Genomic DNA, 21681 nt, shown 5'->3' with positions numbered 1-21681 from the left:
CACCGGCGATGACGAAGGAACGTGACATGGACGAGAACACCCGCTACCAGGTGCTGCGCAACGACGAGGAGCAGTACTCGCTCTGGCCCCTCGACATCGAGGTGCCCGCGGGCTGGCACAGCGTCGGCAAGGAGGGCACCGAAGCGGAGTGCACCGCCTACGTCGACGAGGTCTGGACCGACATGCGACCGCGGAGCCTGCGCGAGCGCATGGCGGACACCGAGGCCTGAGCGCCCGCGAGACGGGGGCGCCGGCCGCGCATCGCCGCCCCGGCGCCCCGCCACCTTGCCCACACCGATCGGAGCCCGCCATGACCCCTGCCCTGCGCACCGAGCGCCTCGACTTCATCCCCTACCGGCCCGAGGACGAGGACGCCTTCGTCGCTCTGCTGCGCACCGAGGAGGTGTGCCACTGGATGGGCCAGGAACTCGCACCCGAGTCGGAGCTCCGCGTGTTGTTCCGCGCGATCGGGACCGACGTGTACCCCGAAGACCTGTTCGACGTGTGGGGCCTGTGGCTGGACGGGAGGTACGCGGGCCACGCGGAGCTGAAGAAGACCGGAAACGTCGACGGCTACGAAATGATCACCGCGCTCGCCCCCGAGTTCTGGGGCCGGGGGCTGGGCACCGAGGTGGTCCGGGGCCTGCTGCGCCACGGCGCGGACCACCTCGGGCTGAAGGAGGCGTACGGCATGGTGGGCGCGGAGAACACCGCGAGCCTGGAGATGTGCCGGCGTCTGGGTTTCCGCCACCTGCGCGATGTCGTCGGCGACGACGGCTCGGTGACGAAGATGCTGGTCGTCTCCACGCAGGATCCGACGTGAGCGGACCGCTCACCGAGGACGCCGCGGACGCCGAGGACGCCGAGGACGCCGAGGATGCTGCCGACGCGCGGGAGGCCGGCCGGGCATCGAGCCTGTGGCGCAACCGTGACTTCAACCTGCTCTGGACCGGGCAGTGTCTCTCGGACGTGGGCAGCGCCATGTCCGACCTGGCGCTGCCCCTCCTGGTGTTCCAGCTGACCGGCTCCCCGACGCAGGCCGGCCTGGTCGGCACCGCCGGCCTCGCCGTCGCGACGACCTGTCGGCTGCCGGCCGGGGTCCTGGTCGACCGCTTCGACCGGCGCCGACTGATGATCCTCTGCGACGTCGTGCGGCTGGTCGTGTACGCGGCCCTCGCCTGTGCGGTGGTCGCGGGGAAGGCCACCCTGGCCCTGATCCTGGTGGTGGTGGCCGGGAGCGCCGCTGCTTCGGTGGTCTTCACCACCGCTGAGTTCGCCGCGGTCCGCAGCCTGGTGCGGCCGGATCAGCTCGTCACCGCCGTCGCCCGCAACGAGGCGCGGTCGTACGGCAGTTCGCTCGCGGGGCCGCCCCTGGGGGGCCTGCTGTTCGGGCTGGGCAGGGCGCTGCCGTTCCTCGGCAACGCCCTGAGCTTCCTGCTCTCGTTGTCGGCTCTGCTGTGCATCCGCCGACCCCTCCAGCAGCCCCGCCCCGACCCGGCCTCCGACCCGGCCTCCGTCCCTGCCTCCGTCCCGGGCGGAACCTGGTGGCAGGGGCCGCGGTTCGTGCTGGGCAACCCCTTCCTGCGGTCGCTGATCGTGATCGCCGCCCCGCTCAACATGGCCTTCACCGGCATGATCTTCGCGTTGACCATCTCGCTGCGACGCTCGGGACTGCCGCCGGTGCTGGTCGGCCTGGTCACCATGACCATCGGGGTGGGCGGTCTCCTCGGTGCCTTCACCGCTCCGGCCCTGCAACGGCGGCTGCGTCTGCCGACGCTGATCAGGGTGATCTGCTGGTCCACCGCCGCGCTGATGGCGCTCAGCGTGCTGCTCTCCACCGGCATCGCGGCCGCGGTTCCGCTGGCCGTGGCGGTCTTCCTCGGTCCTGCTGCCAACGCGGCCCTGTTCGGATACCAGGCGGCCGTCACCCCGGACCACCTCCAGGGCCGGGTGGTCAGCGTGGTCCTCCTCGCGGCCACCTCCGCGACCGCCCTGGCACCTGCTCTCGCGGGAGTCCTGCTGTCCCATGTCGCCGGCCGTACGGCGATGCTGGCCTTCCCCCTGCTGGTGGTCGCCGCCGCGGTGGTGGCCACGTTCGGCGGCGGCATCAGGTCCATGTCCCGCCGGCCGTGAGGCACTGCGCGGTCGGGCGGTGGCGGGCCGGCCCGGTCGGTGGGCGGGTAGCGTGGTTGCCTCCCGGCCGGGTGGCCGCTTCGGTGACGGCGTCAGCCCGAGGAACGGCGTGGGCACATGGCCGCGACAGCACACGTGGTGATCGGTGTCGACAGCTCCACGCAGGCGACCAAGGCGATCGCGGTGGACGGTGACAGCGGCACGATCCTCGGCGAGGGCCGTGCCCCGCACACCGTGACGGGGGTGAACGGCGCCAGGGAGAGCGACCCCGAGCAGTGGTGGCGTGCTCTGTGCTCCGCGGTCGAGGCGATCGGTCAGGCCTCGCGGGCCGCCGCCGTGTCGATCGCCGGCCGGCAGTACGGCCTCGTCACCCTCGACGCCGCGGTGCGCCCGGTGCGCTCGGCCATCCTGTGGAACGATGTCGGATCCGCCTCCCAGGCACGCCGCCTGACAGGCCGTTGGAGCTCGGCGCACTGGTCCGGGCGGGTCGGCAGCGTACCCACCGCCGTCTTCACCATCACCAAGTGGGCCTGGCTCAGGGGCAATGAACCGGAATCGACGGCCGCCACCGCCGCGGTACGACTGCCGCACGACTACCTCACCGGCCGGTGGTCGATCCGGACTTCGGTTGTCGGCCGTCCGGCCGGCTACTGCGGGGCTTCCACCGGGAAGTGGATCGGGCTGAGCAGGTACTGTGCACGCTCGGGGCCGGGCGAGTTGGCCAGCCTCGGCACGATGGCCGCACGTAGCTCGCTGATCAGCTCCGCCAGTTCCGCCGGGCTGAGCCAGAGGGCGTGCTGCCGGTAGCCCACCTGGTCGGCCACGGGATCCGCCTTCCCACGGTCGAGGTAGGCATTGAATTCGGCCAGCAGGGCGGTCATCGCGGTGGCGAACGCCTGCCGATGGTCTTCAGGAGTGAGCGCACGGACCACCTCGGCCCCGATGACGGCCCGGTCCTGGCGCAGCCGATAGTGCCTTTCCACCGCCCCACGCACCCTGTGCTCCTCGGCCACCTCCAGGATCCCGCCGCTCACCAGCAGATCGATGTGCCGGTAGACGGTGGCCTTGGAGGCTTCCGGGATGCGCGCGCACAGCTGAGCGGTGGTCAGCAGCCTTCCACCGCCCATCGCGTGCACGATCCGCAGCCGGATGGGGTGGGCGAGCAGTTTCAGGGAGTCCATATCCAGACCTTCTCACAACTGCTACCGTTCTCAAGTATGAGAATGAACAGGAATGGGGCACTGGAGGTGGCGCGCGGCTTCGCCGCTCTGCTGCGGGCCGAGCACTTCGACCAGAGCGTGGAACTCTTCGCGCCCCCACTGCGGGCCGCGGTCTCCTCCGAGCTGCTGCGCCTGGCCTGGGCGGCCGAGGCTGCCGGGCGCGGCGGGGTCCAGGCGGTCCAGGAGCCGGAGGTCGAGGCCGGCGATGCGGACCCGGTCCGCGTGCGCATCGCGATCACCTGCGCCGACGGCAGCTTCACCGTGGTCACATCAGTGGGTGGCGATGGCCTGCTGCACGGGCTACGACTCGATCCGCACGGTGGCGCCGTGTGGCAGCCGCCGCATTACGCGCGGCAGGACCGCTTCACCGAACGGGAAGTCCTGCTCGGGACGGGGCCACTGGCCGTGCCCGGCACGCTCACCCTCCCCGACGGTCCCGGCCCGTGGCCCGCCGCCATCCTGCTCGCCGGCGCCGGCTCCTTCGACCGGGACGAGACCAGCGGCCCGAACAAGCCGCTCAAGGACCTCGCCTGGGGACTCGCCTCCCGTCAGGTGGCCGCGTTGCGCTTCGACAAGCCGACCTTCGCCCACCCGGACCGCCTTCCCTCCGCCTTCACCATGGCCGACGAGTACCTGCCTCCCGCGCTCGCCGCCGTCCAACTGCTCCGGCAGCAACCCGAGGTGGACCCCGACCGGATCCATCTGCTCGGCCACAGCATGGGCGGCAAGGTGGCGCCTCGGATCGCCGCCGTCGATCCGTCGATCGCAGGCCTCGTGCTGCTCGCCGCGGACGCGCAGCCGATGCACCATGCGGCCCTGCGGGTGGCCCGCCGCTTCGCCGCCCTCACCCCCGGCCCCGGTACCGACCAGGCGGTGGCCTCGCTCGCCCGCAAGGCCGAGCTGGTGGCGGGACCTGAACTCACCCCCGACACACCGCCCGAACTTCTGCCCCTGGGCCTCTCCGCCGCCTACTGGCTCGATCTGCGCGCCTACGACCCGCCGGCCACGGCAGCCGCACTGACCCACCCGATGCTGATCCTGCAGGGCGGGCGGGACTACCAGGTCACCGTCACCGACGACCTGGCACTCTGGCAGCGGGCCCTGGCCCACCGGCCCCAGGTGAGGATCCGGATCCACCAAGATCTCGACCACCTCTTCTTCCCCGGCAGTGGCGATCCCACCCCAGCCGACTACGCCAAGCCAGGACACGTCGCTCCGGCAGTGGTGGACGAGATCGTGACCTGGCTGGCGGTGCGGTAGGAGAGGACAGAACCCACCCGGACCAAAGTCGTTCATCCTCCAGCAGTCACCCTCGGTCACATCCGTGACTGGCCGTCCGTGGGGAATTGCTGTTGGTGGCCGCTGTCATACCCACCCCGCAACCGTCCGGGTCTGTCGTGAGGGGTTGCAGTTCCCTGTGTCCTGCGTCAGCCGGGCGGGCCCGCGCTGATGGATCAGCCGATGACGTTCAGGCCGAGGGCGGCGCGGATCCGGGCGGCTCGGCCGGGGGGATGACCGCGCCGCGCAATAGTGCGGCGGTGGTGATCGGCGCGGACGCCTCCCGCCATCTCATGGAGCCCTGCCACCCGCTGCTCGCCGAACTCGGTGTCACCCCCTCCCACCTGCTCAAGGAGGTGCCGACGGGCGAGACGGTGCTGGTGGCCGGCCGCCGCGCGCCGCGGTGACGCGCCCTCGGGGCCGGGGCGCGAGCGTGCGGGCGCGGGACGCCTGTTCCACTCGAGCTCCGGTTCCGCGGGTTGAGATGCGTCTCATGAAACGAATCGGGCCACCGCGTCGCGATCCGGGGTCAGGGCAGGCTCGGGACGAATCCGCCGCGAGCGGTGCCGGAGCCCAGGAGGTGGGCCCAGTCGAGCTCCTCGGGCAGTTCGTCGAGGGACAGAACGACCGCGCCGCCGGCTTGTTCGGAGTCTGCGCACCAGTTGGCCATCTCGGGTGTCCCGCCGGTGCCGTCGATCACCGGTGCGGCCATGGCGGGGACGACGAGTCCGGCCTCGCCCGGTCCGTCCACGACGCACAGGGTGAGCCGGGCGACGATGCTCCATCCGTCGCACCGGGGCACCGCCCCGTCAGGCGCGGCCAGCACCGGCAGGAGGGCGTGCACGGGAGCGTCGGACAGCAGGAGTACGGGGACAGTACCCCGGATGAACAGGGTCTTTTCAGGGCTCAGAAGCATCGCGCCACTCTCGCAGGCCGAGGTGGCTGCTGGTTCGGCGGGGGTGGCGGAGAACAGCAAGCAAGGCAGAGGAGCGCCACTGTGATGACACGTCCGCAGGTTTCCTGCCGGTGGACGGCCCTCATCCGGGCCGGCCGCGTGACCCACCCGAAGCCACGCCGCCGGCGATGCACTCCTGACGCCATCTACGGTCGAGACCAGGGTCTTGCCTGCGTCGATACCGGCCCAGATGGCGGCCACCCTCAGACGGAAGCCCGGCGGGATCAAGTCCGAGCGCGTGCGCCGCGCGATCGCGCCGCCGGTCGAGGTCGGGCAGGTCTTCGCGGTACTCGTAGGCGACAGCCTGGAGTTCTTCAGCTGTCCGTCCTGGAGCGTCCCGCCACCACGGTGCCACGAGGCAAAGCCGCACCAACTCGGGCAGTCCGAGGGCGAGCGGCCCGGCCACGCCGTCGAGACTCACGTACACCACCGGGCGTTCCTCTCCGCCCTCGCCGACGAAGCAGTAGGCGTCTCCTGAGCCCGCCCGCGCGAACTGCTCCAGCCGGGCCCCGGAAGCGAGTCGGACTCCGTCCTCCAGCTCATGGTCGGCCGGACCCGTCGTGTCGAGGTCCGCGACCCAGGCAAAGAAGGCGACGACTTCCTCATTGCCGGCCAGGCGGGGTAGCAAAGCGTCGGGACGAGCCGGGTCGCCGATGCCGCCGGCTGTCGCAGTCGATCTGTTCACCCCGCAACCGTAACCAGGGCCCCAGCACCGGCCGCGACCCGGGACAGCAACCGTGGGTGCGCGGTCTCACCGAAAGCTGCGGTCAAACTCCGATGAGACAAACCCCCATGATGATCGGCGGGGTGTTTTCAGGCGACCGCCAGGCGCTGCTCGTCGTGGGCTTGTCCGGGCGCGGGCGGGACGGCGGGCCGTTGGTGGGGCCGGCCTTCTCCTGGTGGTGGTGCTCGACGGCCTGGCGGGGGAGTGGGCGGGTGTGACGCGGGGCGGTGTTGCGGGTCTGACCTGGTGTTATGTGGCTGGGCGGGGCCGCTGGGTGGGCGTGTTGTACCCGAGTGTCCGGTCCGAGGCTTTGCCGCTGCAGCCTGGCTTCCGTCGAGACCGCGCCTGGGCCGCCCGCCCACCGGGCTGTTCCTGGCCTGGCCCTTGGCCGTGAGTGGTCGGGTTCAGCCGATGATGGCCATGCCGGTCATGGCGATGGCGAATCCGGGTAGGGCCCAGCGCCAGTCACTGCCGGTGGCGGCCATCTTCGCCCGTGGGACGCGGCGGGAGTAGCCCATCAGTCCCGTGCCGGCGAGGAGCAGGGGCCAGCCGATGAGGTGGCGGATCAGCATGCGCTGAGCGTAGGGCTCCTGAGGGCCCGGTGGTACAGGGTTTCCGTGTTGCATCTGCTGCTCGGTCGGCCGGCCTCGGCTGCTCCCCGCCGCTGCTGCGCCGGGCCTGTCGTCCTGGTCGGCCGCCAGGCCGTCCCGCTGCGCCTGGCGGTGGGGGGTGCTGTCTGGTGGTTTGGTCACTGGTGTTTGTGCTGGTGGGAGGGGGGTCAGTGACTGAAATGACCGGGTCGGGTGGGTGATGTGCGGGGTGTGGTCGGTCTGCTGATGGGGCGCCGGGTCGGGTGCGTCCCGGGCGCTGTCCGCCGCTGTGCGGTCGGCCGTCGGGCTCGGTTCGGTCGGGCCCGACGCCGGGTGGTGTTCGGTTCGGTGCCGTTGCCGGTGGAATTGTTCCGGGGGCGTCTCGCGGGATTTCCGGGAGGCTCATGAATGGCGGGCGCCGTGTCGGCCGTGAGGGCCGTAGGCCAATTTCCGGCGTGCGTGAATTCAGTTTTCAACTGCTGCGCCTCGAAGTCCTTTTGATTTCTCCGGGGGAATGGTTCCGGATTGCATTCATGGGTCGCCCTTGAAATGTCGGAAGGTTGAGGATTTCGGGGGGTCTTGTTACGACGTGAAGAGGTCTGTGAGCTGGGGTTTTGTGGGGTGAATGCGAGAGGGTTTTGGGGTGATGAGTGGTCTGGTCGTGGTGTGTGGGCTGGGGTTGTGGCAGCTCGGGTGATTTTCGAAACCGGGTGTCGTGGGTGTTGTCTCGGTCTCATGGCTGTTTTGGTGTTTTCGCTGGTCAGGGTGGTACTGGCTGGTGTGGTCGGGAGGTTTCCGGGTCTGTTGTGCGGTGGGTTCGGCGGGGGCCCGGGAGTGGCCGGCGGTGGTGTGGCGGTCTTCTCGGTGAGCATGCGGTGTTCTCGCCCGGGGGCCGATACCCGCAGGTAGCGGATGACCGGAGAGATGGCGCCTGCCGGGTGCGGGTGGTGGGGTGTGTGGTGTTCTCACCCAGTCCGCGATGCGGCCGGGCGCGCTGTGGAGTGGCAGCCGGCGGTTGACGGGCGGTCAGTGCCGCCGCGGTGCGGAGTTGCTGCCCACGGTGGCGGCTCCCCGGAGGGAGTGCCTACCGGGTGCGGGCCTGTCGTGGCGTCTGGTGGGTTTCGCAGCCTGCAGATCAGCATCCGCTGCCCAAACTCGTCGACAAGTGCTGTCCGTTGTCACCTACGTAGCCATGCTGGACCTGCGAGGGCTCCCTCTGCCACGCCGTGTCAGGGACCTGAGGCCCTGCCGAAAGATCTCGGGACCCAACCTCGGCCGCCGGGCTGCCCTGGAACGCTCCTGTGCTGCGGCTTCGCAGCCTCTGCCGGGCGACCGGTCGGCCAGGTGTCCTGCTGGGCCCACTGCGGCCATCAGCCTGGGAGCGACGACACCCCTGACCACACCCGGCCAGGGGTGTCGGCGCGCCGTGTTTGGATACGGCGTTGCCCCCAAAGGCGGGAGGAAGAGGACATGACGCGCACGACACCACCGCGGCCACTGGACATCACTGCAGAGTTTCCGGAGCTCGCCGGCCTGGCCAGGACGGCCACCCGCCTGCACCCGACTCCCGGAGCCCCGACCGTCCACGACAGTTCGGTGGGCGGGCCCCTGCTGTGGCCGACCGACGAGCCCTGGCCGTACGACGAGCCCGGGTACCCGCCCTACAAGCCCCTGCCGACACTGGCGGACGTCCACCAGGTGCGGGCCCTGCTGACCCAGGCGTGGGCGCGACCGCGCGGCCCGCGGGAGAGCCTGCTCACCGTGCAGGAGAAGGAGGCGGTGGAGCGGCTGTGCGCCGGCCACGACCCCGAGCTGCTGCCGTCGGGGCCGCAGCCGCTGATCCCGCTCGTCCAGCTCTACGCCCGCGACGTCCCCGCCCTGGCCTTCCCTCACGGCACCGACCTGCTGCAGATCGTGTGGGCACCGCGCTACGGCATCGAAGGATGCTCGACCAATGTGCAGCTGCGCTGGCGCCTGGCCTCCCAGGTCCGGCAGGTCCTGCGCACTCCTCCCGAGCCCGCCTACGTCGAGTGCGACGACCATGTACCGCAGCCATGTCTGCTCCACCCCGAACCGGTGCGTGAGCTCCCGCCCGGCCACCTCCTCGACCAGGACCTGGAGGAGCGCGTGTACGACTGGTGCGCGCAGCACTCGGTCAGCTATCAGCGCGATCTGTCCGTCGCCCCCGGCTGGAAGGCGGGCGGCTGGCCCGCCCCCTTCACCTTCCGCGACCCGCCCGAGTCCGAGTCTGACGACGAACGGCACTGCGGCGAGTGCGGCGCCCCCCTGGAGGCGCTGCTCACCATCGACAGCAGCGAGTGGGACGGAGCCAACGGCAGCTGGCGTCCCACCGAGGAGGGCCCCGGCGCGGCGGAGCTGGTTGGCCATCCCTACCAGAGCCTGCGCGAACCCACCATGATGACCATAGGACGCGGCTACACCCTGCAGATCTACAACTGCACCGCCACACCCTCGCACCTGCCACGCACGATCATGCAGTAGCGGCCCGAACCCGGCCACGCACAGCAGCCCCCGCCACCTCGTCGCTGGCTACGCCATGCCGTCGGACTGCGGCCAATGAGGCGGTTCCCCCACCCCTGCGACTGTCAGACGCCCCGTGTCGGGATCGAAGTCGTGGAAACGGAAGGACCCGTGGACGCCCTGGACACTCAGCGGGAGTATCAGGATTCCGGCTCTGTCCCGTAATCGGTGGTAACGCTCTGTACGAATCACTATAGAAGGATGCGGTGCCGGAGGAGGTCGAAGCCGGCTCGGCCGTGCATCTGCCTCATGATCCTTTTGGTTCGTGTGTTGACGCCCTCGGTGCGGCCGTTGTGGTGCGGGGTGGTGAGTCCGGCGTCGACAGCGGCCCGGTCGAGTTCCAGGCCGTTCGTGAAGGAGCGCAGGTGGGGCAGGTCGACAGCGCGAACTGACGCGATCCAGACGGTGAGCTTGGCGTCGTTGCCCTGGGCCGGCGTCAGCAGTTGCGCGAACTCTCCTGTCAGACGGGCGAGTCCTGCCATCTCGGGGCAGGCCGTGGTGAGTTCACGCAGCAGTTCGGTGTCCTTGTCGCGCAGGTTCTCGGGGCGGGTGAGGAGGAGGCGGGCGAAGCGCTGCGGGGTGGTGACAGGCCTGTCGCCCTCGGCGCGACCCTGGGTGAGGTAGCGGACCAGGAGGTTCGCGCTGCCGGTGTAGCCCAACTCCTTGATCTCGCGCAGGAGGTGGGTGACGGGCACCGCGGGGTTCTCGGCCCGGCGCCGGCGCAGGTGTTCGCGGTAGGGGTCGACGAGCGTGGGCTTGTAGCGGGGTGCGCGGCGGTCGCCGGTGGGTTCCTTCAGGCGGGCGTACCGCTTGACGGTGTTCAGGGCGACGTCGAGGCGGCGGGCGCATTCGAGCATGCCCACGCCTTGACCGAGCAGATGGTGGACCTGCTGCCAGCGCTCGCGGGTGGTCTGCTCGCGTACGCCTCCGGGCCGGAGGGGGTTCACCGCGGTCGCCCAGCAGGTGGCGTGGGATCGGACCTCGGCCAGGACTTTGCCGCACAGGTTGCTCCAGAGATGCCATCTGTCGCTGACCTGCACCGCTTCGGGGAGAGCCTGACGGATCGCCTCACCGTAGGAGGCGGATCCGTCGCGGCAGACGTACTCGGCTCCGGGGTGCTCGCGCAGCCATGCGGCCAGGGTCTTGGTGGTGCGGTCGGGCAGGACGTCGATCCGTTCGCCGGTCTCGGCGTCGATGATCACGGTGGCATAGCGGTGCCGGCGCTTGAGGGCGAAGTCGTCGATGCCGAGCACGCACGGCACGCGCAGTGGCGGGATCGCCTGGCGCATGAGCAGACGCAGGGCGGTTGAAAGGGAGATCGCGCAGGCCAGCACGCGGGAGAGGCGGGCGCCCGCCCGGCCCGCTAACTCCTTCACGATCATGCCGAGTTGGTCGGCAAGCCGGCGCGTGCGCCGCTGGTAGCGCTCGATCAGGCCGGGGACCTGCTCGCGAAATGTCTGCCGCGGGCAGCCCAGGACCGGGCAGACCATGCGCCGCACCCGCACCGACGCCACGACCCTCCGCCCGTCCACCGGCACATCCGCGATCACCCGTCCGTGGAAACCGTGAACCTGTCCCGTCAGCTGCCCGCACATCGGACATGGCACCGGATCGTCCGGGGTTCGCGCAGCCACCCTGATGAACTCGCCCTCATCCGTCACGCCCTCGACGACGAGGGCCGACAGTCCCGAAAACATCACACCCACAAGCTCGTTGACATCACGCATGCCATGCCAACGGCGACCGTCACCCTTCGTTACCACCGAATACGGGACAGAGCCGGAATCCTGATAGACCCCACTCAGCTCGCTGGGCCGGCGAAGGGCCGTCGGGCGTGACCTGTTGGTGTTGTTGTGCGTGGAATGGCCTCACACACGGTGTTGTCTGGACCTTTGGTTGGACCTGTTGGGCGGGTGGCGAGGGTGGGTGGTCGGCGGGGTATGGTGACTGTGTGTGGTGGTGGATGAGGGTCGAGGGTGGGGTGGGGCGGGTCGGGGGTCGGTGGGGTGTTGTGGGCCGGTTTTCGGGTGTGAATTCTGCCGGGTATTCCGTTCGGCTGTTTTGGCGGATTGGCCACCCGGTGGTGGTGTGAATTCGGGCCGGAATTGTGGTGGCCGGGTGTGGTGGTGGGGCCGGTGTTCGGTTTGGTGGGGTCGGGCTGGGCGCTTCTCGGTGGTCGCCGTCGGGCGGCCGCCGTCCGGGGTGGCCGGGCACTGGCGCCGCCGTCCGGGCCGTGCCGCCCTCCTGGTGCTGCGCCCGTCATGGTCGTGTGCTGGCCGCCGTGCTGGCTGCCGTGCGGTGCTGCGCCGCTGTCCCGGGCCGGCTGTGCTCGCGTCGGCCGGGCTGCGCTCCGCCTGCCTGCTTGCTGGGCGCCGCCGGGCGGCCGCCGTCCAGGTTCCTGGCGTGGTGGTGCTGGGTGGCCGTCAGGCCGCCCTGGAGGCTGCTGTGGTGGCTCTGGTGGTGGTCCGGGGAGGCTGCTGCGGGTCGGCTCGGGAGTAGGTGGTGGGCTGTCGCGCCCCTGTCGCGTTGGCTTGTCGCGGGGGGTGGTGTCATGTGGTGTGACGTGGGCGGATGCGCCTGATCCCCTGTGTGTGGTCTGGGCGCGACAGCATGCGCGACAGCTGCGGGGCGGGCCGCAGTCCGGGGGTGCGCCGGTCGGTCGGTGTCCTGTGCCGCCGAACCTTGAGCGGTTGCCACCGAAGATTGACCGATATCAGTCTGTGACAGCGAAGTCTGATCGCCGCAGGTCAGGATTGGTTCGGGGGTGTCTCGATCTTCAGGCTGAGGATGCCCGCTCGCCCGCCGGTTCTCGTGGTTTGCGGCTCTAGCCCCGGGGCTAGTGCTCTGACCGATATGGTTCGCCGGGTTGAGACGGAGGGCCGTGTTGTTCGTAGAGATCGTCTTTGTTGGTTTGCCGATCGACCGTGATGAGGTCGAGGAGGCGGTGGAGGCCGAGTTCGGCCTCCACGGTGAGGTCACAGGCGCGGGCAGCGGCATGGGTCGTTGCCATCTCGACCTGGAGATCGCGGAGGGCTTGCAGCGGGACGAAGCACTGACGCGGCTCCGCGGCGTCCTGGCCGAGCTCGGGGTCGCTGAGTTTGCGGAGCTCAACGTCGGCGATTGATCAGGCCGCCGCCGGTCGGCCGCCCCAGCGCAGGCCCTTCTCACTGCGGATGCGGGCGCGTTCGCGGCGTTGGGCGGCGAGTACGTCGGGGTGGCGGGCGTTGGTGTTGCGCCAGCGCAGGTAGCGGTGCAGTTCGCGGGTCTGGACCGTGTGGTTGGGGTGGTTCGAGTTCGCGAGGGTGAACTGCCTCAGCGGCCCGAAGTGCGCCTCGATCGGGTTGGCCCAGGAAGCGTTCGTCGGGGTGAAGCAGAGGTGGACGTTGTTGTTGTGAGCCCAGCTGCGGATCTTCTTGCCGTTGTGGGCGGAGAGGTTGTCCAGGATCACGTAGACCGGGGCGCCGTCTGGGCGGGCGGCCCGGATCGATCGGAGTGCGGCCATGGTGTTCGTGGTGCCCTTGCGGCGGCGGTTGACGCCCCACAGGGTGTCGTCGCCGATCGAGTAGCAGCCGTGGAAGTAGGTGACGCCGTGGGTGCGATGGTAGGTCGCCGGCAGCCGGTCGGGCCTGCCCTCCTTGGCCCAGCAGGATCCGCCGTTGGGGCGGATACCGAGCGGTCCGAACTCGTCGAACGCGAACGTGCGGTCGGGGAAGCGGTCCAGGACGTGCTCGATCCGGTCGAGCTTGGCATCCCGCTCCGGGTCGGTGGACTCCTTCCACGTCTTGGTCCGTTGGAAGGTGACGCCGCGTCGGGCGAGCAGGCAGCGCAGAGCCTCGCGACCCAGGCGGATCACCCGGCCGTGAACCTTGCGCAGGTAGGCGGCGAGCTTGCGGATCGACCAGCGGGTGAAGGGCTGCCCGAGCTTGGCCGGGCGAGTGGTGGCCGTCTGGACGACGAAGTCCTCGTCGTCAGGACTGAGCAGGCGGGGACGGCCTCCCGCCCAACGAGGGTCCAGGCAGGCCAGACCGATCTCGTTGAACCGGTGGATCACGTCACGCACGGTGTCTTCGTCGGCCGCGACCAACTGGGCGATGACCGGCACGCGGTTGCCGCCGGCCGAGGCCAGCAGCATCATCGCCCGCCGGTAGCGCACCGTGTTCGTGCTGCCCCGACGCACGATCCGCTGTAACTGCTGCCCCTCCTGGTCGGTCAGTCTCCGGACCTTGACCGGCTCCGCCACCACGCCTCCCCACACCTCGGATGTCCGCCCACATCCAACCGGTCCGGACGGTGGCACCGCCAACCCGGCGAACCTATTCGGTCAGAGCACTAGAGCGAACGGCTCTTGCGCCGCTTCCTCTCGGCACGGGATTGAGCGGGCATCTGACCGCGCCAGTACAGGCACACGATCGCCTCGATGAACACCAGCACTGAGCCGAGCCACATGGCAATGCGGAACGCCAACCAGTCGACGACGACAACCGCGCCCACGGCGGCGACGGCGATGCCCAGGACCAGTAGCGTGAGCACCACGCCGCCCAGGAACCTCTTGCCGCGGCTCTTGATGCTCCTGTTGTCCAGTGCCTCGGTCGCGCTGTAGCCCTGTCCCTGATCATCACTCATAAGCCCCTCCCAAAGCGGGTCAAGACTATGCAGCTGCTCCCGAGCCGGCAACAGGCCACCTCCAATGGCATGTGACGATCAAACTTCGCTGTCACGAACTGTGTTCGGCGAGGCTTCCCTGTCAATCGGTCAAGGTTCGCCGTCACAGGACAGTCGGCCGGGCGTCGGCCGTTGCCGGGGCCGGCCTTCTCTTGGTGGTGGTGGTCGGCGGCCTGGTGGTGGTGCTCGGTGGCTTGGTGGCGGTTGTCGGGGTGCAACGCTGATGATCGGCGTTTGGTTTTCAGTGGCTCGGCGTGGCTGTTCATTGGGGTGGTCGGGGTTCTTGTCCCTGGTCCCTCTGTGTCAGCCTTGGGTGAGACGTCCCGCTTTGTCGGGTTAGCCTTAGAGGGCCCGGGTAGGAGTTCCACCCCTGATGACCAGCACCAATCCGTCCACTGCCGACCCGGCTCCCCGGCCTCGGGGCGTGGTTTGCGGCCGTGGTCCTGGCTCGGGAGCTGAGGAGGCTCCAGAGCTTTCTACGGAGTGTTCTGCCTCCCGGAGCCCTGAGAGGGCGTTATGTGGGTGTTCTATGCGATTCATCCCTGCTGCGGTGAAGTAGCTTCTGTGCCAAGGGGGTTGACGTCTGGTCGGGTTGCGCTGAAGTAGGAGTATGGGTGAGCGTCTTCGGTATCCGAGCGATCTGTCGGACGAGCGGTGGGAGCTGATCCGGCCGGTGCTGACGGCCTGGAAGGGCATGCATCCGTCGGTCAGCGGCCATCAGGGCAGGTACGACCTGCGGGAGGTCGTGAACGCGATCTTGTATCAGGCCCGGACCGGCTGCCAGTGGCGCTACCTCCCGCATGACCTGCCGCCCGGAAGATTTCAAGTCCAGTGAGACGGTCGTGACGTTATGAGGTTTGTGGTGCGGGTTCCCTGCGCTTGGCGGGGTCGTTGATCCATGCCGTCTTCGGGATCTCGGGTGGTCTGGGACGGCGGCCGAAGCGTTCGGGGTGGCGCGCGTAGGCCTCGGCGAGGGTGACGGACCGCTGGTCGCGGATCTCCTCCGCCGTGCCGAAGTGGACGCTGGCGGGCGTGTGAAGTCCGATACCCGAGTGCCTGTGCTCGTGGTTGTAGTACGAGATGAAGGCGTCGAACCATTCGCGGGCATGGGCCAGGGAGTCGAACCGCTCGGGGTAGTCGGACATGTACTTGGTGGTCTTGAACTGGGCCTCGCTGTAAGGGTTGTCGTTGGAGACCTTCGGACGCGAGTGACTCCGGGTGACGCCGAGGTCGATCAGCAGCTGGGAGACCTTCTTGGAGGTCATCGAGGTGCCCCGGTCGGCGTGCACGGTCTCGGGGACGATGCCGTTGCGCGCGATGGTCTCGCGGATCAACTCCTCCGCCCGCTCGGCTGATTCGGCCAGTTCGACGGTGTGGCCGACGATGTAGCGGCTGAAGATGTCGATGATCACGTAGGCGTGGTACCAGATGCCCTTCCTGGGGCCGGCAGCTTTGGTGATGTCCCAGGTGAAGACTTGCGAGGGGCCGTCGGCGACCAGTTCGGGCACCGTTTTGGCCGGGTGGGTGGCCTGGCGGCGGCGCTCACCGGACTGCCCCCGCTCACGCAGGATCCGGTACATCGTGGAGACCGAGCAGTGGTAGCGCCCGGTGTCCAGCTCACGGGCCCAGATCTGCGCGGGCGCCAGTTCGGCGTACTCGGGGCTGTTCATCAACTCCAGTACCGCAGTGCGCTCTTCGGCTGTCAGGGCCGATGGCTGGACCTGGGGCGACCTGGGCTTGCGTGCGGGCGTCGGCTGAAGCCTGCGGTAGTGGGTGGCCCGGGAGCGGCCGGTCAGCCGGCATGCGGCCGTGGTGCCGAGCTCGTGTTCGACGGCGGTGAACGCCTCGTCCACGACGGGGTCCGCGGCGTGCTTCAGTCCGCGCTCTCGGAGATCATTTCCAAGAGCGCCGACGCTTTTCCCAGGACCTCCAACGCTGCCTTGTTCCGGGCGAGCTCCCTCTCCAGCCGTTCCACCTGCCGGCGCAGCTTCTCGTTCTCGACCTCGGTGGCGGACTTCTTCGGGCGGGCCGGGCTGGTGCGGTGGTCGACCAGGTTCTCCAGGGCCCCGGCATCGCGCGCGGCCCGCCACTCGGTGACGTGCGAGTGGTACAGGCGCTCGCGGCGCAGAACCGCACCCTTCTCGTTCTTGGGCGCGGCGTCGTACTCGGCGACGATCCGCAGCTTGTACTCGGGACTGAACGTGCGGCGCTTCGGCCTGGGAGCCGGGTCGGCAGCGGACGGATTGGTGCTGGTCATCAGGGATGGAACTCCTACTCGGGCCCTCTCAGGCTAACCCGACAAAGCGGGACGTCTCACCCAAGGCTGACAGAGAGGGCCCTACGGCGCGGTGTACTACTACTTCGCCAAGTGGCGCGACGACGGCACTACCCAGACCGTCCACGACCTGCTGCGCTGGCAGGTACGCGAGAAGGCCGGACGGGCTGAGAGGGTGTTATATAAGCCTTCGTCCCGTTGTTGCTCGTGAGAGGCAGAGCGAATGTCGCAGGACGACCAGCAGAACGATCGGGGCATAGCAGGCGCCCGAGCGGCCGCGCAGGACTTCTTCGACGAGATGCGCCGGTGGGAGGAGTGGATGGAATCCTGTCGACGCGACACCACGTACGCTGACCAACTGGCTGCGGTGAAAGCGGTGTTCGACAGATATCTGGCGAAGAAGGCGCTGGCTCGGCACCAGTCGCGCTACGACCTGCTGTGCTTCGGCACGCCTCCGGAGTTCGCTGAGCCGATCCTGCGCGTCGAGCAGGAGACGCCGAGGAAGTGCTGGGTCTACGTGCCGGAGGGACTGATCGGTGGCGAGGCCCGGTACGCCATGGTGCGCGAGAGCGGCGCGTGGAAGGCCGCGTTCAAGGAGGTCGACGTCGCACTGACGGGCGGGTGGAAACGGTGGCTGGATCTCTAGCGCCGGCCGGGCGGACGGGTCCTAACGGGGGTTGGGCACGGTTTCCGGGCGGGGCAGGATGAACAGGCCAGGTTCGGGCTCGGTCAGGATGCCTCGGCCGACGAGGCGCTTGAGCTTGGCGCGCATGCCTTCGATCTGCTTCGGTGCCAGCCCGGTGCCGAGGGCTTGGCAGAGGTCTTTGGCGCGGAGTTCGGTCTCGGCGTGCTCGAAGGCGGTCAGGATGTGTCGGTAGGCCGGTTGGGACAGGACCGGGTCGGCGGCGTGTTCCGCCTCGTCCTCTGCGGCCAGGGCGAGCACGGTCTCGCGGGTGATCTCCAGGCGCGTCAGGGCGTTCTCGGCCTCGGTCAACTGCGCGACCAGCGCGTCGATCTGCTCGCGCAGGCGCTCGACCCGTTCGCGGGCACCGGCCTCGTGTTCTGCCAGCCGTTCCAGCAGCGACCCCATCGTGTGCCTCCTGCTATGCGTTGCCGCTCTCGCGTGGTGGATCGCGCCAGGTCGGTGTCGTGGTGTCGGTCAGTCTGCGGGTCATGTTGTCGCTCATCGACCAATAGATCATCGACTCCGCACTGGCCGGAAGCGTCTCGTCGTCGCGTGCCAGGCGCCGGTGCAGCATCAGCGTGCCCCAGGTCTGCTCGACCACCCAGCGTTTGGGCACCGGGGTGAACCCCTTCACGCCGGGATCGCGCTGGCCGACCTCGACGTCGATGCCCAACGCGGTGCCGTGTGTGGCCACCGCGTTCTTGAAGCCGGCGTCCACCCAGGCCTTGGTCACGCTCGGGTTGTGGGCGGCGACCTTGTCCAGCAGCGTGATGCCGATGGCGTTGTCGTGTACGTTCGCGGCCGTCACCAGGACCGCGATCAGCAGGCCGAGCACGTCGGTGGCGATCCCGCGCTTGCGCCCCGGGCTCCTCTTTCCCGCGTCCAGCCCGGTCGTGGCGGCCGGGGCGTTGAGCGAGGCGCGCACCGTCTGCGAGTCCAGAACGACCGCAGTGGCGTCTCAGCCCGTCCGGCCTTCTCGCGTACCTGCCAGCGCAGCAGGTCGTGGACGGTCTGGGTAGTGCCGTCGTCGCGCCACTTGGCGAAGTAGTAGTACACCGCGCCGTAGGGCGGCAGGTCATGCGGGAGGTAGCGCCACTGGCAGCCGGTCCGGGCCTGATACAAGATCGCGTTCACGACCTCCCGCAGGTCGTACCTGCCCTGATGGCCGCTGACCGACGGATGCATGCCCTTCCAGGCCGTCAGCACCGGCCGGATCAGCTCCCACCGCTCGTCCGACAGATCGCTCGGATACCGAAGACGCTCACCCATACTCCTACTTCAGCGCAACCCGACCAGACGTCAACCCCCTTGGCACAGAAGCTACTTCACCGCAGCAGGGATGAATCGCATAGAACACCCACATAACGCCCTCTCAGAACGTGGTGCCGCAGGTGCCGGAGACCTCGGTCGCGTAGCTGGCGAGCGGGCGGTCCTCCAGATCGGGCGTTCTGAGCTGCGGTGGATTCATAGACGAGCCCGCATTTCTCATCGCCAGCTCGGCGGCGGGGGCGTCGGGGCGGGCGCGGACGTCGGCGATGGCCTGGGCGACGATCTCGCCGACCACCGCGGCGTCCGGCGCGGTGCCGGCCTCGGCCTGGGCGTCGGTGAGGCGTTCGGCGATCAGCGCGGTCAGCTCGCCGAGCCGGCCCTTGATGTCGACGACCGCGCGCACCGGCAGGACCCGGTCGGTGCTGTCCCACGCGTGGGACACCCCGAGCTCGGCCCGCACGGTGTCCTCGATCGCCTCGGCGGCGGCCGCCAGGTCGAGCAGCCGATACGCCGTCGAGCGGCCGATTCCGAATTCCGCGAGCGCGTACGCCGACCACGACGGGTGGCCGAGCCCGGTCCACACCCGGGCCTGGTGCGCGGCGCGGACCCGGCGGGCCAGGACCAGGACGGCGGCCCGGACGTCCTCGATCGCCGTGCGCAGCTGCTCGGTCAGCTCCCGGGCCCACGCCTGGTCGACCGGGCCGGCCTGTTCCTGGTGCCCATCCATGCCCGGCGTGTTCCCGTGTGGTGCGGGGGGAACCGCCAGCGGGCCGGCCGCTACGGCCTCCCGGGGTCCTGAGGCGTCGTCACGCCTTCGAGCGGGCTTCCCGGCCCCGGGGCCGGGAAGACTGCCCCCGTGACCGACTCCAAGCTGTTCCAGCCCGGTACCACCGCGATCCGTCGCGACGTCCACGCCGACCGGGTGTGGACCGCGATGCCGCAGCGGGTGATCGACGACACCGGCCACGTGCTGACGCTGGCCTACTGGCCGGGGATCGAGAGCATGGCCCCGACGACCTGGATCACCGCGACGCGCACGGGAGACGACGTCACCCGCAAGCAGGGCCTGGACGACCTGGCAGCCGGCACCTGGACCCTTGGCCGCTACCGCTGGACCGGCACCGCACTGCTCTCGTACTTCCTGGCCGGCGAGTGGTTCTCCGTGCACTGCTTCCAGGACGCCGCCACCGGCGACCCGCTGCATTGGTACGTGAACTTCGAGAAGCCGTACACGCGCCGCCCCGGCATCGGCATCGACACCATGGACCTCGCCCTCGACCTGGTCATCGCTCCCGACCTGTCGAGCCACCGATGGAAGGACCACGCGGAGTACGCCCAGCTGCGCCGTCTCGGCCTGATCGACGACCACCTGCACCGCCAGGTTGAGCGGGCCCGCGGGCGGGCGATCACCATGCTCGACGACCGCACCGGCCCGCTTGCCGCGGGCTGGCCCGCCTGGGCACCGGACCCCGCGTGGCCGCTGCCGACCCTGCCCGTCAGCACCAACGCCAGCGCCGACGAACCGGCCGCAGACCGGTGACCTCGGCCACGGCGGTCACCGGCACGGGCACCGGGCCGGTCCGCGTGCGGGTGTGCGCGGTCCTGGTCCACGACGGCCGCATCTGCCTGATCCGCCGCCAGCGCCCGGCCGGCCTTCAGCTCTCCCTGCCCGGCGGCCTGATCGAGCCCGGCGAGGACCCGCCGACGGCGCTGCGCCGGGAACTGCTCGAAGAGCTCGGCTTCGACACCGCCACCCTGCCCGCGCCCCCGGTGCTGCGCTTCACCCAGGACCAGGAGACGCTCCGCCCCGGCGAGAGCGCGCCGTTCCGCCGCCGGCACCTGGTCTTCACCGCCCACCTGCCGACCGGCTTCCACCTCGCCGTCGCCGCCACCGAGCAAGACGACCCCCACCAGCCACCGGTGGTCTGGGTACCCGCAGCCGCAGCAGCCTGCCTCCACCTCTACCCGGCCATCGGCCCCGCCCTCGACCAAGCCCTCCGACCCGACACCACCACCAACCGACCGCTGCTGCTCCCGGCGATGACCGGCGCCTCCTACCAGTGGCGCTGACGCCCCGACCGCATGCCTGTGACGAGACACGCTAGTTGTCACCAGTCGTAGAGCGTGGCCTGCGGTCGGCGGTCGGTTTCCTGGTGGCTATGGACGAGAGACGGCTCGCGCGTGGGCATACGCGGCTCGGTACGACGCAGGTCGGCCCGCCTTTGTGGTCCCACGACTGCGGGTGGCAGGACCTTCTGGTCCCGGTTGCGGTGGCGTCCGGGCGTGAGGGCCTGGACCTGGAGGAGGGCTGGACTCGGCGCTGGACGGCCACCTGGCGGGCCGGAGGCAACGAGACCTCGAGCACGGTGCAGGACCTCGCCCGGCTCCCGGTCGTCGACAGCGACCCGATGCGCTGGTTCTCCTGGCAGCGGGCCCAACGGCACCGTCCCGGCATGCAGTTCCTGGTGAGCACTGGCCGCCACCACGGCACGGAGAGCCTGGAGGAAGCCCGGGTGCTGCTCGTTCTGGACTTCGCGGCCGGCCTGCTCGATGTTGTGTCGCAGCCGATCAAGTTCTGGTTCGGCGCGTCGGGCAGACGACGGAGCCACATCCCGGACTACCTCGCGGTGACCCGCTCCGGCGTCTGGCTGATCGATGTCCGCCCCGAGCGGCTGATCAAGGACGAAGACCGGGAGTCGTTCGCCGCGGCGGCCAAGGTCGCCCTCGCTTGCGGGTGGCACTACACGGTCGCAGCCCGTTGGCGGGAGCACGCTCTCGCCGCTCTGGATGCCTTCTCCTCCCAGCGCCGCCCGCTGTCCGACCCGCTCGGCCTGCGGTCGGCTCTACTCGCGTCAGCAAGTCAGGGCCTGACGTTCGGTGAGCTCGCCGAGACCACGCCGTTCCCACCCGTCGCCCGCGCCCAACTCGCCAATGCCACGTCTGCGGAGAACTGCTGCACGCAGCGAACTGGCAGACGCTGCTGGCCCGACCCCGTGACGAGACACTGCATCCCACCCAACGCCCGGGCTCCGGACCTGTCGTCAACCTCCGTGGCAACCGACCGGCCTGCGGCGCTGACCTCACCAAGGCGGCCCCGGACAGTGACGCGCTGCCGGCCGATTCCCGATCACGAAAAGCGCTGATCAGCCTGCAAGAGCGACTTCTCTCCCTCCTCGCACCGGAAGGACCTGAGCAGGTCGGAAGCGTCGGCTGGCTCGTCCCCACCGCTCAGTACTTCATGGACCTGAAGGCTGTCGCTGCCATGATCTTGATGTCCTGGCCGGAGGCCCGCCCGCACACACCGAGCCAGGCCCTCGCCAAGGTCATCGACCGGGAGGCCGGCCGCCGC

The 21681-nt window shown here is 69.7% G+C and carries 22 protein-coding genes and 4 pseudogenes; 14 read left to right on the top strand and 12 right to left on the bottom strand.

All coding sequences use genetic code 11. The features are described 5' to 3' along the window. Positions 1 to 26: 26 nt before the first annotated feature. The 4 genes and pseudogenes from OG455_RS00260 to OG455_RS00245 form a co-directional block, all read left to right on the top strand. Positions 27 to 230: an MbtH family NRPS accessory protein gene (locus tag OG455_RS00260; RefSeq protein ID WP_266288860.1), complete on the top strand. Its 204-nt coding sequence runs from the start codon at positions 27 to 29 to the stop codon at positions 228 to 230. 80 nt (positions 231 to 310) lie between these two features. Beyond that, positions 311 to 823, top strand: a complete 513-nt coding sequence (locus OG455_RS00255) for a GNAT family N-acetyltransferase (protein ID WP_266288858.1) — start codon at positions 311 to 313, stop codon at positions 821 to 823. Then, the gene (locus tag OG455_RS00250) at positions 820 to 2133 is read left to right on the top strand and encodes an MFS transporter (protein ID WP_266288856.1); all 1314 of its coding nucleotides are present in this window, start codon (positions 820 to 822) and stop codon (positions 2131 to 2133) included. Before OG455_RS00255 ends, OG455_RS00250 begins: the two co-directional genes overlap by 4 nt. 117 nt (positions 2134 to 2250) lie before the next feature. Continuing rightward, positions 2251 to 2742, top strand: a pseudogene (locus OG455_RS00245) (FGGY family carbohydrate kinase); the annotation flags it as partial. A gap of 38 nt (positions 2743 to 2780) precedes the next feature. Here OG455_RS00245 and OG455_RS00240 read toward each other — a convergent pair. Continuing rightward, complete coding sequence (locus OG455_RS00240; RefSeq protein ID WP_266288854.1) at positions 2781 to 3314, bottom strand: helix-turn-helix domain-containing protein; 534 nt, start codon at positions 3312 to 3314, stop codon at positions 2781 to 2783. A 42-nt stretch (positions 3315 to 3356) separates the two neighbouring features. On the opposite strand from OG455_RS00240, the gene OG455_RS00235 reads away from it, so the two are divergent. Continuing rightward, on the top strand, positions 3357 to 4613 hold the full coding sequence (locus OG455_RS00235) for a S9 family peptidase (protein ID WP_266288852.1): 1257 nt from the start codon (positions 3357 to 3359) through the stop codon (positions 4611 to 4613). Positions 4614 to 4864: 251 nt separating this feature from the next. Next, positions 4865 to 5038: a hypothetical protein gene (locus tag OG455_RS00230; protein ID WP_266288850.1), complete on the top strand. Its 174-nt coding sequence runs from the start codon at positions 4865 to 4867 to the stop codon at positions 5036 to 5038. A 122-nt stretch (positions 5039 to 5160) separates the two neighbouring features. On the opposite strand, the gene OG455_RS00225 is transcribed toward OG455_RS00230, so the two are convergent. From OG455_RS00225 to OG455_RS00215, 3 genes are all read right to left on the bottom strand, one after another. Then, positions 5161 to 5547 (bottom strand): hypothetical protein, encoded by a 387-nt coding sequence (locus tag OG455_RS00225; RefSeq protein ID WP_266288848.1) that lies wholly within the window; start codon positions 5545 to 5547, stop codon positions 5161 to 5163. Between the two features lie 121 nt (positions 5548 to 5668). Continuing rightward, on the bottom strand, positions 5669 to 6271 hold the full coding sequence (locus OG455_RS00220) for a hypothetical protein (protein ID WP_266288846.1): 603 nt from the start codon (positions 6269 to 6271) through the stop codon (positions 5669 to 5671). 443 nt (positions 6272 to 6714) lie between these two features. Beyond that, entirely contained in the window at positions 6715 to 6882 is a 168-nt protein-coding gene (locus tag OG455_RS00215) for a hypothetical protein (protein ID WP_266288844.1), read from the bottom strand. Positions 6883 to 8370: 1488 nt separating this feature from the next. On the opposite strand from OG455_RS00215, the gene OG455_RS00210 reads away from it, so the two are divergent. Further along, on the top strand, positions 8371 to 9402 hold the full coding sequence (locus OG455_RS00210; RefSeq protein WP_266288842.1) for a hypothetical protein: 1032 nt from the start codon (positions 8371 to 8373) through the stop codon (positions 9400 to 9402). A gap of 230 nt (positions 9403 to 9632) precedes the next feature. Here OG455_RS00210 and OG455_RS00205 read toward each other — a convergent pair whose 3' ends face one another. Continuing rightward, on the bottom strand, positions 9633 to 11138 hold the full coding sequence (locus OG455_RS00205) for an ISL3 family transposase (protein WP_266300610.1): 1506 nt from the start codon (positions 11136 to 11138) through the stop codon (positions 9633 to 9635). A gap of 1187 nt (positions 11139 to 12325) precedes the next feature. On the opposite strand from OG455_RS00205, the gene OG455_RS00200 reads away from it, so the two are divergent. Beyond that, the gene (locus tag OG455_RS00200) at positions 12326 to 12565 is read left to right on the top strand and encodes a hypothetical protein (RefSeq protein ID WP_266288840.1); all 240 of its coding nucleotides are present in this window, start codon (positions 12326 to 12328) and stop codon (positions 12563 to 12565) included. Here the strand turns inward: OG455_RS00200 and OG455_RS00195 are convergent, their stop codons facing one another. Both OG455_RS00195 and OG455_RS00190 read right to left on the bottom strand, forming a co-directional pair. Continuing rightward, a complete protein-coding gene (locus tag OG455_RS00195) occupies positions 12566 to 13681 on the bottom strand; it encodes an IS630 family transposase (protein WP_266288838.1) in 1116 nt (371 codons plus the stop codon). Between the two features lie 89 nt (positions 13682 to 13770). Beyond that, positions 13771 to 14064, bottom strand: coding sequence for a hypothetical protein (locus OG455_RS00190; RefSeq protein WP_266288836.1), 294 nt, complete (start codon positions 14062 to 14064; stop codon positions 13771 to 13773). Between the two features lie 649 nt (positions 14065 to 14713). Here OG455_RS00190 and OG455_RS00185 point away from each other — a divergent pair. After that, positions 14714 to 14917, top strand: a pseudogene (locus tag OG455_RS00185) (transposase); the annotation flags it as partial. A gap of 34 nt (positions 14918 to 14951) precedes the next feature. Here the strand turns inward: OG455_RS00185 and OG455_RS00180 are convergent. Both OG455_RS00180 and OG455_RS00175 read right to left on the bottom strand, forming a co-directional pair. Then, the gene (locus tag OG455_RS00180) at positions 14952 to 15956 is read right to left on the bottom strand and encodes an IS3 family transposase (protein WP_266288800.1); all 1005 of its coding nucleotides are present in this window, start codon (positions 15954 to 15956) and stop codon (positions 14952 to 14954) included. 20 nt (positions 15957 to 15976) lie between these two features. Continuing rightward, positions 15977 to 16360, bottom strand: a complete 384-nt coding sequence (locus OG455_RS00175; protein WP_266288802.1) for a hypothetical protein — start codon at positions 16358 to 16360, stop codon at positions 15977 to 15979. Between the two features lie 88 nt (positions 16361 to 16448). Here OG455_RS00175 and OG455_RS41985 point away from each other — a divergent pair. Both OG455_RS41985 and OG455_RS00170 read left to right on the top strand, forming a co-directional pair. Then, a pseudogene (locus tag OG455_RS41985) lies at positions 16449 to 16550 on the top strand (IS5/IS1182 family transposase); the annotation flags it as partial. Between the two features lie 51 nt (positions 16551 to 16601). Continuing rightward, positions 16602 to 17024, top strand: coding sequence for an NTF2 fold immunity protein (locus OG455_RS00170; protein ID WP_266288834.1), 423 nt, complete (start codon positions 16602 to 16604; stop codon positions 17022 to 17024). 21 nt (positions 17025 to 17045) lie between these two features. Here the strand turns inward: OG455_RS00170 and OG455_RS00165 are convergent, their stop codons facing one another. The 3 genes and pseudogenes from OG455_RS00165 to OG455_RS00155 all read right to left on the bottom strand — a co-directional run bounded on the left by OG455_RS00165 (position 17046) and on the right by OG455_RS00155 (position 19059). Beyond that, complete coding sequence (locus OG455_RS00165; RefSeq protein WP_266288832.1) at positions 17046 to 17468, bottom strand: hypothetical protein; 423 nt, start codon at positions 17466 to 17468, stop codon at positions 17046 to 17048. A 13-nt stretch (positions 17469 to 17481) separates the two neighbouring features. Continuing rightward, positions 17482 to 18332: pseudogene (locus tag OG455_RS00160) on the bottom strand (IS5 family transposase). A 103-nt stretch (positions 18333 to 18435) separates the two neighbouring features. Continuing rightward, positions 18436 to 19059, bottom strand: coding sequence for a hypothetical protein (locus OG455_RS00155; RefSeq protein WP_266288830.1), 624 nt, complete (start codon positions 19057 to 19059; stop codon positions 18436 to 18438). Between the two features lie 129 nt (positions 19060 to 19188). Between OG455_RS00155 and OG455_RS00150 the strand changes: the two genes are divergently transcribed. The 3 genes from OG455_RS00150 to OG455_RS00140 all read left to right on the top strand — a co-directional run bounded on the left by OG455_RS00150 (position 19189) and on the right by OG455_RS00140 (position 21475). Continuing rightward, positions 19189 to 19872 (top strand): DUF402 domain-containing protein, encoded by a 684-nt coding sequence (locus OG455_RS00150; RefSeq protein WP_266288828.1) that lies wholly within the window; start codon positions 19189 to 19191, stop codon positions 19870 to 19872. Next, the gene (locus OG455_RS00145; RefSeq protein ID WP_266288826.1) at positions 19869 to 20402 is read left to right on the top strand and encodes an NUDIX hydrolase; all 534 of its coding nucleotides are present in this window, start codon (positions 19869 to 19871) and stop codon (positions 20400 to 20402) included. The genes OG455_RS00150 and OG455_RS00145 overlap by 4 nt, the downstream gene beginning before the upstream one ends. An 89-nt stretch (positions 20403 to 20491) precedes the next feature. Beyond that, positions 20492 to 21475, top strand: a complete 984-nt coding sequence (locus OG455_RS00140; RefSeq protein WP_266288824.1) for a hypothetical protein — start codon at positions 20492 to 20494, stop codon at positions 21473 to 21475. Positions 21476 to 21681: the final 206 nt, after the last annotated feature.

Origin of the sequence: Kitasatospora sp. NBC_01287, assembly GCF_026340565.1 — a bacterium.
In the GTDB taxonomy this organism is placed as follows: domain Bacteria; phylum Actinomycetota; class Actinomycetes; order Streptomycetales; family Streptomycetaceae; genus Kitasatospora.
The sequence above is the reverse complement of the archived record's forward strand: the minus strand, read 5'-3'. Positions and strand labels throughout refer to the sequence as shown.

Bases quoted from the DNA above. Each gene is read 5' to 3' on its own strand.
- OG455_RS00260 (WP_266288860.1), top strand. From the start codon at position 27: ATGGACGAGAACACCCGCTACCAGGTGCTGCGCAACGACGAGGAGCAG.
- OG455_RS00255 (WP_266288858.1), top strand. From the start codon at position 311: ATGACCCCTGCCCTGCGCACCGAGCGCCTCGACTTCATCCCCTACCGG.
- OG455_RS00240 (WP_266288854.1), bottom strand. From the start codon at position 3,314: ATGGACTCCCTGAAACTGCTCGCCCACCCCATCCGGCTGCGGATCGTG.
- OG455_RS00235 (WP_266288852.1), top strand. From the start codon at position 3,357: ATGAACAGGAATGGGGCACTGGAGGTGGCGCGCGGCTTCGCCGCTCTG.
- OG455_RS00230 (WP_266288850.1), top strand. From the start codon at position 4,865: ATGACCGCGCCGCGCAATAGTGCGGCGGTGGTGATCGGCGCGGACGCC.
- OG455_RS00225 (WP_266288848.1), bottom strand. From the start codon at position 5,547: ATGCTTCTGAGCCCTGAAAAGACCCTGTTCATCCGGGGTACTGTCCCC.
- OG455_RS00215 (WP_266288844.1), bottom strand. From the start codon at position 6,882: ATGCTGATCCGCCACCTCATCGGCTGGCCCCTGCTCCTCGCCGGCACG.
- OG455_RS00210 (WP_266288842.1), top strand. From the start codon at position 8,371: ATGACGCGCACGACACCACCGCGGCCACTGGACATCACTGCAGAGTTT.
- OG455_RS00205 (WP_266300610.1), bottom strand. From the start codon at position 11,138: ATGTTTTCGGGACTGTCGGCCCTCGTCGTCGAGGGCGTGACGGATGAG.
- OG455_RS00190 (WP_266288836.1), bottom strand. From the start codon at position 14,064: ATGAGTGATGATCAGGGACAGGGCTACAGCGCGACCGAGGCACTGGAC.
- OG455_RS00175 (WP_266288802.1), bottom strand. From the start codon at position 16,360: ATGACCAGCACCAATCCGTCCGCTGCCGACCCGGCTCCCAGGCCGAAG.
- OG455_RS00170 (WP_266288834.1), top strand. From the start codon at position 16,602: ATGTCGCAGGACGACCAGCAGAACGATCGGGGCATAGCAGGCGCCCGA.
- OG455_RS00165 (WP_266288832.1), bottom strand. From the start codon at position 17,468: ATGGGGTCGCTGCTGGAACGGCTGGCAGAACACGAGGCCGGTGCCCGC.
- OG455_RS00155 (WP_266288830.1), bottom strand. From the start codon at position 19,059: ATGGATGGGCACCAGGAACAGGCCGGCCCGGTCGACCAGGCGTGGGCC.
- OG455_RS00140 (WP_266288824.1), top strand. From the start codon at position 20,492: ATGGACGAGAGACGGCTCGCGCGTGGGCATACGCGGCTCGGTACGACG.